The sequence below is a fragment of the Burkholderia crassaminum genome (assembly GCF_964265005.1).
In the GTDB taxonomy this organism is placed as follows: Bacteria; Pseudomonadota; Gammaproteobacteria; order Burkholderiales; family Burkholderiaceae; genus Burkholderia.
The window spans coordinates 2,465,283-2,478,573 of the sequence record NZ_OZ183800.1 but is presented as its reverse complement, the minus strand read 5'-3'; the positions used below and the strand labels follow the sequence as shown (position 1 = coordinate 2,478,573).

At 67.0% G+C, this 13,291-nt stretch carries 11 protein-coding genes; 4 read left to right on the top strand and 7 right to left on the bottom strand.

Features of this window, described 5'->3' with window-relative positions:
- Nucleotides 1-53: 53 nt before the first annotated feature.
- Nucleotides 54-1,580: an AMP nucleosidase gene (locus ACPTTF_RS28055; RefSeq protein WP_423369076.1), complete on the top strand. Its 1,527-nt coding sequence runs from the start codon at nucleotides 54-56 to the stop codon at nucleotides 1,578-1,580.
- 162 nt (nucleotides 1,581-1,742) lie between these two features.
- Here ACPTTF_RS28055 and ACPTTF_RS28050 read toward each other — a convergent pair whose 3' ends face one another.
- The 3 genes from ACPTTF_RS28050 to ACPTTF_RS28040 are packed head-to-tail and all read right to left on the bottom strand — an operon-like array spanning nucleotide 1,743 to nucleotide 4,058.
- On the bottom strand, nucleotides 1,743-2,714 hold the full coding sequence (locus tag ACPTTF_RS28050; RefSeq protein ID WP_423369075.1) for an aldo/keto reductase: 972 nt from the start codon (nucleotides 2,712-2,714) through the stop codon (nucleotides 1,743-1,745).
- Nucleotides 2,715-2,740: 26 nt separating this feature from the next.
- Nucleotides 2,741-3,544 carry an SDR family NAD(P)-dependent oxidoreductase gene (locus tag ACPTTF_RS28045; RefSeq protein WP_423369074.1) on the bottom strand — a complete coding sequence of 268 codons (804 nt, stop codon included), beginning with the start codon at nucleotides 3,542-3,544 and terminating at the stop codon, nucleotides 2,741-2,743.
- Nucleotides 3,545-3,596: 52 nt separating this feature from the next.
- Complete coding sequence (locus tag ACPTTF_RS28040) at nucleotides 3,597-4,058, bottom strand: cupin domain-containing protein (protein ID WP_423369073.1); 462 nt, start codon at nucleotides 4,056-4,058, stop codon at nucleotides 3,597-3,599.
- Between the two features lie 168 nt (nucleotides 4,059-4,226).
- On the opposite strand from ACPTTF_RS28040, the gene ACPTTF_RS28035 reads away from it, so the two are divergent.
- The gene (locus ACPTTF_RS28035; protein ID WP_423369072.1) at nucleotides 4,227-5,159 is read left to right on the top strand and encodes a LysR substrate-binding domain-containing protein; all 933 of its coding nucleotides are present in this window, start codon (nucleotides 4,227-4,229) and stop codon (nucleotides 5,157-5,159) included.
- A gap of 57 nt (nucleotides 5,160-5,216) precedes the next feature.
- On the opposite strand, the gene ACPTTF_RS28030 is transcribed toward ACPTTF_RS28035, so the two are convergent.
- From ACPTTF_RS28030 to ACPTTF_RS28015, 4 genes are all read right to left on the bottom strand, one after another.
- On the bottom strand, nucleotides 5,217-5,780 hold the full coding sequence (locus ACPTTF_RS28030; protein ID WP_423369071.1) for a tautomerase family protein: 564 nt from the start codon (nucleotides 5,778-5,780) through the stop codon (nucleotides 5,217-5,219).
- Between the two features lie 149 nt (nucleotides 5,781-5,929).
- Entirely contained in the window at nucleotides 5,930-6,922 is a 993-nt protein-coding gene (locus ACPTTF_RS28025) for a GlxA family transcriptional regulator (RefSeq protein WP_423369070.1), read from the bottom strand.
- Nucleotides 6,923-7,130: 208 nt separating this feature from the next.
- Nucleotides 7,131-7,445, bottom strand: a complete 315-nt coding sequence (locus ACPTTF_RS28020) for a hypothetical protein (protein WP_423369069.1) — start codon at nucleotides 7,443-7,445, stop codon at nucleotides 7,131-7,133.
- 392 nt (nucleotides 7,446-7,837) lie between these two features.
- Nucleotides 7,838-8,596 carry a TIGR00730 family Rossman fold protein gene (locus ACPTTF_RS28015; protein ID WP_166953975.1) on the bottom strand — a complete coding sequence of 253 codons (759 nt, stop codon included), beginning with the start codon at nucleotides 8,594-8,596 and terminating at the stop codon, nucleotides 7,838-7,840.
- Nucleotide 8,597: 1 nt separating this feature from the next.
- On the opposite strand from ACPTTF_RS28015, the gene polA reads away from it, so the two are divergent.
- Both polA and ACPTTF_RS28005 read left to right on the top strand, forming a co-directional pair.
- Nucleotides 8,598-11,351, top strand: a complete 2,754-nt coding sequence (polA, locus tag ACPTTF_RS28010) for a DNA polymerase I (protein ID WP_423369068.1) — start codon at nucleotides 8,598-8,600, stop codon at nucleotides 11,349-11,351.
- Nucleotides 11,352-11,620: 269 nt separating this feature from the next.
- Nucleotides 11,621-12,955, top strand: a complete 1,335-nt coding sequence (locus tag ACPTTF_RS28005; protein ID WP_423369067.1) for an NAD(P)/FAD-dependent oxidoreductase — start codon at nucleotides 11,621-11,623, stop codon at nucleotides 12,953-12,955.
- The last annotated feature ends 336 nt before the right edge of the window (nucleotides 12,956-13,291 follow it).

The following is a 13,291-nucleotide window of genomic DNA, read 5'->3' as shown; positions in this document are numbered from 1 at the left end:
TAAGGGCGACCGGGTTCCGTGGTAATGTCGTCGGATCAGACGAGGTGATGAAAATGAAGAACGATTTGAGCCGCCGGCACCGGGTGCTGACGCCCGAGAGCCCGTCGGTCGAGGCTTTCGACGATCCGATCGCCGCCGTCGCGCGGCTGTCCGCCATTTACGACACGAACACGGGCTTCCTGCGCGACGCATTCGCGCGCTATCGTCGCCACGAACCGATCACCGAGCACGTGCGCGCGTGCTACCCGTTCGTGCGGATCCGCACCGACGTCAACACGCACGTCGATTCGCGCCGCTCGTACGGTTTCGTCGCGGGCCCCGGCGTGTTCGAGACGACGGTCACGCGCCCCGACCTCTTCGCGAACTACTATCGCGAGCAACTGCGCCTGCTGGCGAAGAATCACCATGTGAAGATCGAGATCGGCGTGTCGTCGCAGCCGATCCCGATCCATTTCGCGTTTCCGGAAGGCATCCATCTCGAGGGCGAGCTCGACCGCGACCGCCTGCTCGCGATGCGCGACATCTTCGATACGCCCGACCTGTCGTATCTCGACGACCGCATCGTCAACGGCACGTTCGAGCCGGCGCCGGGCGAGCCGCATCCGCTCGCGCTGTTCACGGCCGCGCGCGTCGACTTCTCGCTGCACCGGCTGCGCCACTACACGGCGACGTCGCCCACGCATTTCCAGAACTACGTGCTCTACACGAACTACCAGTTCTACATCGACGAGTTCGTGAAGCTGGGCCGCACGGTGATGACGGAGAGCGACGATCCCGAGGTGCGCGCGTATCGCAGCCAGTACAGCGCGTTCGTCGAGCCGGGCGATGTCGTGACCTACAACGCGAACCTCGGCAGCGAGCCGGCCGAGGGCGCCGCGCCGCCGCGCCTGCCGCAGATGCCCGCGTATCACCTGAAGCGCGCGGACGGCAGCGGGATCACGATGGTCAACATCGGCGTCGGCCCGTCGAACGCGAAGACGATCACCGATCACATCGCGGTGCTGCGTCCGCACGCGTGGGTGATGCTCGGTCACTGCGCGGGGCTGCGCAACACGCAGCGCCTCGGCGATTACGTGCTCGCACACGGTTACGTGCGCGAGGATCACGTGCTCGATGCCGACCTGCCGCTGTGGGTGCCGATTCCGGCGCTCGCCGAAGTGCAGCTCGCGCTCGAGCGCGGGGTGGCCGACGTCACGCGGCTCGATGGCGTCGAACTGAAGCGCGTGATGCGCACGGGCACCGTCGCGAGCGTCGACAACCGCAACTGGGAGCTGCGCGATCATCGCGAACCCGTGCAGCGCCTGTCGCAGAGCCGCGCGATCGCGCTCGACATGGAAAGCGCGACGATCGCCGCGAACGGCTTCCGCTTCCGCGTGCCGTACGGCACGCTGCTGTGCGTGTCGGACAAGCCGCTGCACGGCGAACTCAAGCTGCCGGGCATGGCCGACACGTTCTATCGCGGGCAGGTCGACCAGCATCTGCAGATCGGCGTGAAGGCGATGGAGATCCTGCGCACGAACGGGCTCGACAAGCTGCATAGTCGGAAGCTGCGCAGCTTCGCGGAAGTGGCGTTTCAGTAAACGCGCTGACCGGCGCGCCTGTCGTGGCGCCGCCGGTTTGGGGGGGCTGTCCGGCCGGCGTAGGCGCACGTTCGGTCGCCGCGGCGACCGGCGCGAGCCCGTATGGCGCCATGATTTACGCGGCATCGGTGTCCCGGTCCAGCAGGCCGGCCCGCGCCACCCTCACCATTGCACCGGTTCGACCGTCCGGTCGAACGCGACCTCCAGCAACGCGGTTTCGCCGTCGTCGAGCGTCAGGTCGAGCGCCGCGAGCGCATCGGCCGTATGGTTCGGCTTCGACAGCCCGACGATCGGCGCAGTGATGCCGGGCCGTCGCAGCGCCCAGGCAAGGGCGACCCGCGCGGGCGGTACGCCGCGTGCCCGTGCCACCTGCCCGACCGCTTCGACGGTCGCCGCGACGGTGTCGCGGCCGTCGTACCACGACACCATCTGGCGGTCGGTTGCAGCGCGCGTCGTGCCTGCCTCTCGGGAGCCGGCCAGCAGCCCGCGGCCGAGCGGCGACCACGGCGTATACGCGATACCTTCGTCGATGCACAGCGGCAGCATGTCGCGTTCGTCGTCGCGGCAGATCAGGCTGTACTGGCTCTGCATCGACACGAACCGGGCGAGGCCGTGATGCCGCTGGAACGCGAGCATTTTCATGAACTGCCATGCGTGCATCGACGATGCGCCGAGATAGCGCACCTTGCCGCAGCGGACGAGCGCATCGAGCGCATCGAGCGTTTCGTCGATCCGCGTGTCCGGATCGAACCGGTGGATGACGTAAAGATCGACGTAATCGGTGCCGAGGCGCTGTAACGACGCATCGATGCTGGCGAACAGGTGCTTGCGCGACAACCCGCTCGCATTCGGGCCGTCACCGGTCGGAAAGAACGCCTTGGTCGCGATCACCACGTCGTCGCGCGTTGCGAAGTCGCGCAGCGCGCGCCCGAGAATGCGCTCGCTCTCGCCGTCCGAGTAGATGTCGGCCGTGTCGAAGAACATCACGCCCGCGTCGAGCGCCGTGCGGATGAGCGGGCGGGCCACGTCCTCGGTCACGACCCACGGCCGCCACGCCGGGTTGCCGTAGGTCATGCAGCCCACACACAGCTTCGACACCTTCAGCCCGGACGTTCCCAGTCTCACATGCTCCATCGGTTCTTCCTCCGTCGCGGCGTCGCTCAGCGCATGCCGCCGATCGTGTAGCCACCGTCGACGAGGATCGATTCGCCGGTCACGAAACGCGCGTCGTCGCTGCACAGCCAGACGGCGGCGTCGGCAACATCCTCGGGGGTGCCGATCCGCCGCGCGGGCGTGAACGCGGCGAACGGGCGAAACATCTCGTCGTCGCCGAAGCGGCGCGCCATCGGCGTGTCGATGATGCCGGGGTTCACGTTGTTGATCCGGATGCCGTGCGGGCCACCTTCGAGCGCGACCGCGCGCACCAGCGCATCGAGCGCGCCCTTGCTCGCCGAATAGGTCGACGAGCCGGCCAGCGCGCCTTTCGCGAGCCAGGACGATGTATTGACGATCGCGCCGCCGCCGTGCGCGAGCATGGCTTCCATCTCGTATTTGATCGACAGCCACGTGCCCTTGAGATTGGTGGCGATCACGTCGTCGAAGTCGGCTTCGGTCTGTTCCACGATCGGCGCGAACGTGCCTTCCGTGCCGGCATTGTTGAAAGCCGCATGCAACGCGCCGTAGCGCTCGAGCGTCGCGTCGACGAGCGCGCGTACGCCATCGGCGGATGCGACGTCGACCGCGATCGCGAATGCGTCGCCGCCGCGTTCGGCGATCGCCCGCACGGTTTCGTCGAGCGGCGCCGCGCGCCGCCCGGCGACGACGACGCGCGCACCGTCCCGCGCGAACGCGAGCGCGGCTGCACGGCCGATGCCGGTGCCGCCGCCCGTGACGAGCGCGACGCGTCCGTCGAGGCGCGGCCGGGGTGCGGCGGAAGGGCGGGATGGGTTACGTGAATCGGTCATGATGGGTGGCGCTCCGCGTCAGGGTAAAACGAGCCGGTCTGCGGGCCGGCGCTCAGTCTTCGCTGTCCGGAACCGTCAGCGGTGCACCGGGCGTGCCGGCGTAGAACACGATCAGTTCCGCGGCTTCGTCGCCGGTTTCGCCGCGATGCGCACCGCCGACCATTTCCGGTACCACGTCACCGGGACCGAGCGCCAGTCGCTTGCCGTCGCTGCGGCGCACGGCATTCAGATGGCCCGACAGCACATAACCGACGTTGATTGCCGGATGCGTGTGCCATGGCAGCACGGCGTGCGGCGGGATGGTGTAGCGTACGACCGTCACTTCCGGCTGCCGCGCCGGATACGCGCGATACGGCGAGCCGTCCCACGCGTGCGTGGTCTGCAGCAGTACCGTTTCGACGACGCCGGTGCGCGCACCGGCGTCTTGCGCGAGTGCGGGCGACGCCGGGCCGGCAAGGATCGACCCGACGGCGACAGCGGCGCGGGAGGCAGCGGAAAATGAGCGCAGGTTCATGGCGTACGGCCCGGTGGGGCGAATCGTCGAAGACAGCGCCATTGTGCGAAGCGGGGCGGCACGCGAATAGCGCCGGTCCGGTTGAAACGGATTCAACTTGACCGGCCGGCGTCACGACGTCATCGATGGATGCCCGGGCGTGCCGGGATCGACGGGAGGGAAACTCGGATGGATCGTTTGAAGGCGCTGACGGTATTCGTTCGCGTCGCCGTCGCGGGCGGCATCAGCGCGGGCGCCCGCGAACTCGGCATGACGCCGCAGGCGGCCAGCAAACAGGTCGCGGCGCTGGAGGCGCTGCTGAACGTGCGACTGTTCCAGCGCTCGACGCACCGGATTGCGCTGACGGCCGAGGGCGAGCGCCTGCTCGCGCAGTGCCGCGGCGCGGTCGGCGAGCTCGAGACGGCGTTGCGCACGCTCGACGACGATCGCGCGCACGCGGTCGGCACGATCCGCGTGGCCGCGCCTTACTCGCTGGCCCGGCGCTTTCTCGCGCCGTTGCTGGGCGAGTTTTGCGATCAGCAGCCGGGCGTCACCGCCGAACTGATCGTCAGCGACGACATGGCCGACATCGTCGAGCAGCGAATCGACATCGCGGTGCGGACCGGCGATCTGCCCGATAGCGGGCTGGTCGCGCGGCGCGTCGCCGACCTGCAACTGGTCGTCTGCGCGACGCCGGCGTATTTGCGTCGCCACGGCGCGCCGCTGACCGTCGACGCGTTGCGCGATCACCGTTGTACCGCGTTCCTGTATCCGCGGACGGGCAAGCCGTTTCCCTGGGAATTTCTCGTCGACGGGCGCGTCGACACGCGACAGGTGTCTCCTTTCATCGCGACCAACGACATCGATGCGGAGCTCGACATCGTGCTGAGCGGCGCGGCGATCGGCCAGTTCTTCGGCTATTCGGTCCATGCGCATGTGCGTGAGAGGCGCCTCGTGCCGCTGCTGACGCAGCATGCGACCTGTCGCTACGGGCTCTATCTGTGCATGCCGCAACGATCCCATTTGCCGCGAAGGAGCCGGCTGTTGATGGATTTTCTCGCCGAGCGGCTCGGCGCGCATCCGGAGCTCGCGCCGCTTCCGCTGGCGGGCGCGGCGGCGTGACGCGCGTGGCCGGCGAAGCGAGCCCGGACGCCCAACGCGGGAAGCGGTGCGCCAGAATCAGTGTGCGGGCGTGGTGGCGAGGTCGTGTGACGCACTGCGATGCGTGGCGCGCATCGCGTCGAGCATGGCCTCGATCATGCCGATTGCATCCGCCCGTCGCTTGATCGCCAGCCGCTGTTCCCCGAGCGCTCGCAGCGTCGCGCCGCCGAAATATTCCATGATGTCCGGCAGGCGGCGCACGACGCCGCGGCTGCCCCAGCGGCCGTCGTCGATTTCCGTTGGAAAGACCCACACGCGCGTCGCGACGGCGTCGGCCGGCACGCCTTCGGCGCGAGCGACGGCAGCGGTCACATCCGCGATCAGCGCGGCGCGCGCGGCGTCCGTGTACTGACCTTCCGGCACGGTCGGCACGATCCGGTAGATCGGCGCAGGTGCGACAGCCCCCGCGCGATACACGGCTGCCGGCCGATGGACGAAGATCCACGTCACGTCTCGCACGCGCGGGTTGTCGGGATCGAGTCCCTCGTGACGGATCAGCGTTCCGGTCAGTTCTTCCATCAGTTGTGCTTCGGCCTGCGGTGCGAGCGCACCTTCGGGAATGTAGACGTCGATCATCGGCATGATGGTGTCCTGGTTCGGTGGAGATGGCGTCGCTCCGAGGCGGGGCGACGTGAACCGAGTGTATGAATCCTGTGCCGATGTGCGGAGTGGCGAAACTGCCATTCGACGATGCCATTTCCGACACCGTACCCAATGCCTGTCGTATGCGCTTATTGCGTGAAGCGACGGCGATACTCGCCGGGGGAGATACCCGTCTCGCGCTTGAACAGTTGCCGGAAGCCGCTGATGTCCGCGTAGCCGACGCGCTCGCAGACGGTATCGATAGCGAGCTTCGTTTCCGCGAGCAGCCGCTTCGCGACTTCGATCCTGAGCGACTGCAGATACCGGAGCGGCGGCGCGCCTACCGCGTCCCTGAAGCGGCGATGGAGCGTGCGTTCGCTCATCGCGACGTGATCGCTTAGCCGGGCGAGGCTGAACGGTTCGCGCAGGTGCTTTTCCATCCAGCGCTGCGCGCGGGCGATGGCCGGATCGTCGTGCTCGTCATGACCCATCCGCCCGAGATCGATGAACGAATCCTGCGACACGCGGTTCACGTCGATCAGCATGAGCCTGGCGACAGCCGCGGCAACGCGCGCGTTCGCCAGTTTGTCGACGACCCGGAGCGCGAGATTCTGATACGACGTGACCGCGCCGCCACACAATATGTCGTCCTGTTCGGTGAGGACGTCCGACGCGCGCAAGGCCACGTCCGGATAACGTACGCGGAAGTTCGACGCTTTCGACCAGTGCGTCGTGGCGACGCGGCCGTCGAGCAGCCCGGCTTCCGCGAGCAGGAACGCGCCCGTGCAGTAGGTGGCGATCAGCGTGCCGCGTGCGTGATGCCGGCGCAGCGCGTCGAACAGCGGCGCGAGCGACGCGGGCCGCGCGAGCAGCCGCTCGAGATCGGCGACGAACGGTGCGGTCAGCCAGATCGCATCGGCGGCGCTGTGGCCGTCGATCGCGCCGTCGACCGGGGCGATCTGGCCGGAGGCGGTGCGCACCGGTTTGCCGTCGATCGATTCGATGCGCCAGCGGAACGGGGCCTGCGGCCGGCCGGCGCGTATCGACGGGGCGAGGTGATTGGCTGCCGTGAAGATGTCGGTCGGCGCGGCGATGCCAGACGCAAGGGCGCGGTCGACAGCCCAGATCCGGATGAGTGGCATGGGTGGCGGGAATGGCCATGGACAGGGCCGATCCTACCATCGGTACGCGGGATCGCGCAGGCGCTCGTCGTATGCGTGATAGTCGGGCTCGCCGCTCGCGTCGCCGGCGGCGGGCCGTGACGGCGCGCAACGCGCCGCCGAAAGCGACAAGGCCGCCTGACGCCGAAGCGCACGGGCGGCCTTGCCGGTCAGTCGAGTGCGCTGTCGCTCAGCACTCACCCTTCTTCGCGTGTCCCGGCGGGCAGTGGTAGCCGCCGCGATCCGGGCCGTGATCGCGGTCGGGGCCGCGATGGCGCTGGTGATCTTCCCACTCGCGGCGTTCCCAGTAGCGGCGGCCGTCCCAGTAGCGATCGCCATGCCAGCCGACGATGACCGCGGGCGCCGGGGCGACCATGACGGGCGCAGGGGCGACGACGACCGGCGCGGGCGTGCCGATGTTGACGTCGACGTTGACGGCGTGAGCGAGGCCCGACAGCGAGAGGCCGAGCCCCGTGAAGGCGAGGGCGATCAGAGAGCGCTTCATGTTCTTTTCCGTGATGTCGTTGTGAGGTGGCCGGCGCGACGCGGTGGAAGCGAGGGGGGATCGTTCCACCGGGGGAAACGCCACGCCGACGGAACGAAGTGTGCTGGCACGGCACGGAAAAGGCGAGGCTCGTTTATTACAGCAGGTTGGCGGCGCGCCGCACCCGGATACGGGCATCAGGCCGCCCATTTGACAATGGCGGGCCGCGCGTGTGGGTGGCCTCGCTGCATTGCGTAGTGCGGGCCGCACGAATTTGACATTCAGCGGTGCGCTGCCATCAGGCGGGATTAACAGCGCGTTACAAAGTGACACGCGGCAGGTGGCGGGATCGCCATGCCTGCCGCGTGGAAAGCGGTACGCCGGCCGTCGGGCCGGCGGTCGTCACGGATGGGTTACAGATAGAACATCCGGTCTTCTTCGGGGCGCGGCGGATGGCCGTCATCGTCCGAACCTTCTTCCTCGCCGCTGTCCTCGTAGAACGCGAGCACGGCATCGAGCACCTGATCGGGATCGTCGATCACCTGCATCAGGTCCATGTCTTCCGCGTTGATGAGGCCCATCGGGATCAGCTGGTCGCGGAACCACTGCAGCAGCCCTTTCCAGAACTCGCTGCCGACGAGGATGATCGGCACGAGGCGCGATTTCTTCGTCTGGATCAGCGTGAGCACTTCCGACAGCTCGTCGAGCGTGCCGAAGCCGCCCGGCATCACGATCACCGCATCCGAATTCTTCACGAACGTGACCTTGCGCGTGAAGAAGTGGCGGAAGCGCAGCGAGATGTCCTGATAGTGGTTACCGGCTTGCTCGTGCGGCAACTCGATGTTCAGGCCGACCGACGGCGCCTTGCCGGCGTGCGCGCCCTTGTTCGCGGCTTCCATGATGCCGGGGCCGCCGCCGGAGATCACGGCGAAGCCGGCATCGGACAGCTTGCGCGCGATCTGCACGGCGAGCTTGTAGTGCGGCGTGTCGGGCTTGAGGCGGGCAGAACCGTAGATGCTGACAGCCGGGCGGATCTCCGACAGGTACTCGGTCGCCTCGATAAACTCTGCCATAATCGTGAACATCTGCCACGATGCGCGCGCCTTCTTGGCCGTCGCGCGTTCTTGATCTGCGAGCGAACGCAGACTCGGAATCACTTTTCTCTTGTTCATAATGCCTGAAGAACGAAATCTGGAAGGTAAGACCCTGCTATTGGTTGACGGTTCGAGCTATCTGTATCGGGCTTACCATGCGATGCCTGATTTGCGTGGCCCTGGCGGGGAGCCGACCGGAGCGCTCTACGGAATCATCAACATGCTGCGCCGTATGCGCAAGGAAGTCAGTGCAGAGTATAGCGCTTGCGTGTTCGATGCAAAGGGCAAGACGTTCCGGGACGACCTTTATGCCGACTATAAGGCAAACCGTCCGTCGATGCCGCCCGATCTTGCATTGCAGGTCGAACCGATCCACGGCGCCGTGCGCGCACTCGGCTGGCCGCTGCTGATGGTCGAAGGCGTCGAGGCCGACGACGTGATCGGTACGCTTGCGCGCGAAGCCGAGCGGCACGGGATGAACGTGATCGTGTCGACGGGCGACAAGGATCTCGCGCAGCTCGTGACCGACCACGTCACGCTCGTCAACACGATGACCAACGAGACCCTCGACCGCGACGGCGTGATCGCGAAGTTCGGCGTGCCGCCCGAGCGGATCATCGACTACCTCGCACTGATCGGCGACACCGTCGACAACGTGCCGGGCGTCGAGAAGTGCGGGCCGAAGACGGCCGTGAAATGGCTGGCGCAATACGACAGCCTCGACGGCGTGATCGAGCATGCGGGCGACATCAAGGGCGTGGTCGGCGACAACCTGCGCCGCGCGCTCGACTTCCTGCCGCTCGGCCGCACGCTCGTGACCGTCGAGACGGCGTGCGATCTCGCACCGCATCTCGAATCGATCGAAGCGTCGTTGAAGACCGACGGCGAAGCGCGCGACCTGATGCGCGACATCTTCGCGCGCTACGGCTTCAAGACCTGGCTGCGCGAAGTCGACAGCGCACCGGCCGAAGGCGGCGGCGCCGATGCGCCGGAAGGCGAGCCGGCGCCGGTGGTGGCAGCCGACATCGTCCGCGAATACGACACGATCCAGACCTGGGAGCAATTCGACGCGTGGTTCGCGAAGATCGACGCGGCCGCGCTGACCGCGTTCGACACCGAGACGACCGCGCTCGATCCGATGCTCGCGCGGCTCGTCGGCCTGTCGTTTTCGGTCGAGCCGGGCAAGGCAGCGTACCTGCCGGTTGCACACCGCGGCCCCGACATGCCCGAGCAGCTGCCGATCGACGAAGTGCTCGCGCGCCTGAAGCCGTGGCTCGAATCGGCCGATCGCAAGAAGGTCGGCCAGCATATGAAGTACGACGCGCAGGTGCTCGCGAACTACGACATCGCGCTGAACGGCATCGAGCACGACACGCTGCTCGAATCGTATGTGGTCGAATCGCACCGCACGCATGACATGGACAGCCTCGCGCTGCGTCATCTGGGTGTCAAGACGATCAAGTACGAAGACGTCGCGGGCAAGGGCGCGAAGCAGATCGGCTTCGACGAAGTGGCGCTTGCGGAGGCCGCCGCTTACGCGGCCGAAGATGCGGACATCACGCTGCAGCTTCATCACGCGCTGTATCCGCAGGTCGCGCGCGAACCGGGCCTCGAGCGCGTGTATCGCGAGATCGAGATGCCCGTGTCGCTCGTGCTGCGCAAGATGGAACGCACGGGCGTGCTGATCGACGATGCGCGCCTGCAGGCGCAGAGCACCGAAATCGCGACGCGCCTGATCGAGCTCGAGGCGCAGGCGTACGAACTGGCAGGCGGCGAATTCAATCTCGGCTCGCCGAAGCAGATCGGGCAGATCTTCTTCGAGAAGCTGCAGTTGCCGGTCGTGAAAAAGACGCCGAGCGGCGCGCCGTCGACCGACGAAGAGGTGCTGCAGAAGCTGGCAGAGGACTACCCGCTGCCGAAGCTGCTGCTCGAGCATCGCGGGCTGTCGAAGCTGAAGTCGACCTATACCGACAAGCTGCCGCGCATGGTGAACCCGTCAACGGGCCGTGTGCACACGAACTACGCGCAGGCCGTCGCGGTCACGGGCCGTCTTGCGTCGAACGATCCGAATCTTCAGAACATTCCGGTGCGCACGGCCGAAGGCCGGCGCATCCGCGAGGCGTTCATCGCGCCGCCGGGTCACCGGATCGTGTCGGCCGACTATTCGCAGATCGAACTGCGGATCATGGCGCACATCTCGGGCGACGCGTCGCTGCTGCGCGCATTCTCGCAGGGCGAGGACATCCACCGCGCGACGGCCGCCGAGGTGTTCGGCGTGACGCCGCTGGAGGTCAATTCCGACCAGCGCCGGATCGCGAAGGTGATCAACTTCGGGCTCATCTACGGGATGAGTGCATTCGGCCTCGCGTCGAACCTCGGCATCACGCGTGACGCCGCGAAGCTTTATATCGACCGTTATTTCGCGCGCTACCCGGGCGTCGCGCAGTACATGGAAGACACGCGCTCGGTGGCGAAGGAGAAGGGCTACGTCGAAACCGTTTTCGGTCGCCGCCTGTGGCTGCCGGAGATCAACGGCGGCAACGGCCCGCGCCGCCAGGCGGCCGAGCGCGCGGCGATCAATGCGCCGATGCAGGGCACGGCGGCCGACCTGATCAAGCTGTCGATGATCGCGGTGGACAATTGGCTCACGCGCGACAAGCTTGCATCGCGGATGATCATGCAGGTGCACGATGAACTGGTGCTCGAGGTACCCGACGGCGAGCTGTCGCTGGTGCGCGAGAAACTGCCGGAAATGATGTGCGGCGTGGCGAAGCTGAAGGTGCCGCTCGTCGCCGAAGTCGGTGCCGGCGCGAACTGGGAAGAGGCACACTGACGCACCGACGCGCGGTTCCCGATTCCTGCGGCATATTGTTGCAGGGATGCTGAATATCGAGATGGTTTGCTTGTGGTCAACGCGCAAGCTCCCGGACAATGCATGTCATTGACACGGGGGCAGCGCGCCCCGCGTTCCGGGGTGGGCGCATCGAAGTGCTTCGAACTGCACAATGATGATGTCCGAACCGGTTAATCCACCGGATGGCGCGAATGCATCGCGTTCGCACTGTCAGGCGGCAGCAGTTTCGAATCGCAAAGGGGGAACAGATGCATCGGATCATCATCGTAGGCGGGGGCGCGGGCGGCCTTGAACTGGCGACGCGGCTCGGCGACCGTTACGGCGCGCGCGGCAATCGCTCCGCGCGTGCGCTTGTCACGCTCGTCGACCGCAATCCGACCCACATCTGGAAACCGCTGCTGCACGAGGTTGCGGCCGGCAGCATGGACCCGTTCACGCAGGAGCTCGAATATGCGGCGCAGGCCCGCTGGCATGGCTTCGAGTTCCAGCAGGGCGGGCTGACCGGGCTCGACCGCGCGGCGAAGCGCATCACGCTCTCGCCGGTCAACGACAGCGACGGCGAGGAACTTCTGCCGGCGCGCGAGCTGGAATACGACACGCTCGTGATCGCGATCGGCAGTACAACCCACTTCTTCGGCGTGCAGGGCGCATCGGAAAATGCGATCGCGCTCGATACGGTCGGGGAGGCCGAGCGCTTCCGCAAGCGGCTGATTGCCGCGTGCATGCGCGCCGAGCACCAGGTGCCGGCGCCGGCTGCGCCGGGCGAAGCGGCCGAGCCGCGCATCCAGGTGGTGATCGTCGGCGGCGGCGCGACGGGCGTCGAGTTGTCCGCCGAGTTGCGCAACACCGCGCAGGTGTTGTCGGCCTACGGGCTGCACAAGCTCGACCCGCGGCACGACGTCGGCATCGTGCTGATCGAATCGGGGCCGCGGATCCTCCCGGCGTTGCCGGAGCGCGTGTCGTCGGCGACGGCCGAACTGCTCGAAAAGATCGGCGTGCGGCTGATGCTCGCCGAGCGCGTGACCGAGGTGGCGCCCGGGGCCGTCCATACGGCGAGCGGCAAGTCGGTGCGTGCCGACCTGACGGTCTGGGCCGCAGGCATCAAGGCGCCGTCCGTGCTTGCCAATCTCGATGGTCTCCAGGTCAACAAGCTCGGCCAGCTTGACGTGCGCCGCACGCTGCAGACCTTTACCGACGATAACGTGTTCGCGCTCGGCGATTGTGCGGCATGCGCATGGCCCGGCAACAAGCGCAACGTGCCGCCGCGCGCGCAGGCCGCGCACCAGCAGGCGAACTTCCTGCTGAAGGCAATCGGCTGTCGGCTCGACGGGCGCCCGCTGCCCGAATTCACATATCGCGACCTGGGCTCGCTCGTATCGCTCGGCCATTTCAGCGCGGTCGGTAACCTGATGGGCGGGCTGATCGGCGGCAACATGCTGATCGAAGGGCTGTTCGCGCGCTTCATGTACATGTCGCTGTACCGGATGCACATCGCCGCACTGCACGGCTATCCGCGCATGATGCTCGATACCGTCGCGCACTGGCTGCGGCGCACGACGCTGCCGCGCGTCAAGTTGCACTGAGCGCGCGCTCACGCGGGAAGCGGGCGGGGAGTGCGCACGTCGTGCGTCGTCTCTGCCCGTTGCTTTTTGCGGGCAGCCGGGCTGCCGTGCCCGTGTGTGACGGGCAACATCGACCGCGGGTTTTCGTTTCAATTCGCAAGCATCCGATCGCGCGACGGCGATCGGCATGCGGCTTGTTGCATCGCGATTCGACGGGCCGCCTGCGGTTTTTTGCGCGACGATCGACGTGTCGCAGCAACGCGTCGTAATTGAGTCTTACATATCTGACAGTTGACGTGACAACGGATTATTGGGCATCTTGTCCGGGTTTCCGTTTGCGGCGGGGTGCCAACCGCC

Excerpts from the sequence above, each read along its gene's own strand:
- ACPTTF_RS28055 (WP_423369076.1), top strand. The coding sequence starts at position 54 with ATGAAGAACGATTTGAGCCGCCGGCACCGGGTGCTGACGCCCGAGAGC.
- ACPTTF_RS28050 (WP_423369075.1), bottom strand. The coding sequence starts at position 2,714 with ATGGAGCATGTGAGACTGGGAACGTCCGGGCTGAAGGTGTCGAAGCTG.
- ACPTTF_RS28045 (WP_423369074.1), bottom strand. The coding sequence starts at position 3,544 with ATGACCGATTCACGTAACCCATCCCGCCCTTCCGCCGCACCCCGGCCG.
- ACPTTF_RS28040 (WP_423369073.1), bottom strand. The coding sequence starts at position 4,058 with ATGAACCTGCGCTCATTTTCCGCTGCCTCCCGCGCCGCTGTCGCCGTC.
- ACPTTF_RS28035 (WP_423369072.1), top strand. The coding sequence starts at position 4,227 with ATGGATCGTTTGAAGGCGCTGACGGTATTCGTTCGCGTCGCCGTCGCG.
- ACPTTF_RS28030 (WP_423369071.1), bottom strand. The coding sequence starts at position 5,780 with ATGCCGATGATCGACGTCTACATTCCCGAAGGTGCGCTCGCACCGCAG.
- ACPTTF_RS28025 (WP_423369070.1), bottom strand. The coding sequence starts at position 6,922 with ATGCCACTCATCCGGATCTGGGCTGTCGACCGCGCCCTTGCGTCTGGC.
- ACPTTF_RS28020 (WP_423369069.1), bottom strand. The coding sequence starts at position 7,445 with ATGAAGCGCTCTCTGATCGCCCTCGCCTTCACGGGGCTCGGCCTCTCG.
- ACPTTF_RS28015 (WP_166953975.1), bottom strand. The coding sequence starts at position 8,596 with ATGAACAAGAGAAAAGTGATTCCGAGTCTGCGTTCGCTCGCAGATCAA.
- polA (WP_423369068.1), top strand. The coding sequence starts at position 8,598 with ATGCCTGAAGAACGAAATCTGGAAGGTAAGACCCTGCTATTGGTTGAC.
- ACPTTF_RS28005 (WP_423369067.1), top strand. The coding sequence starts at position 11,621 with ATGCATCGGATCATCATCGTAGGCGGGGGCGCGGGCGGCCTTGAACTG.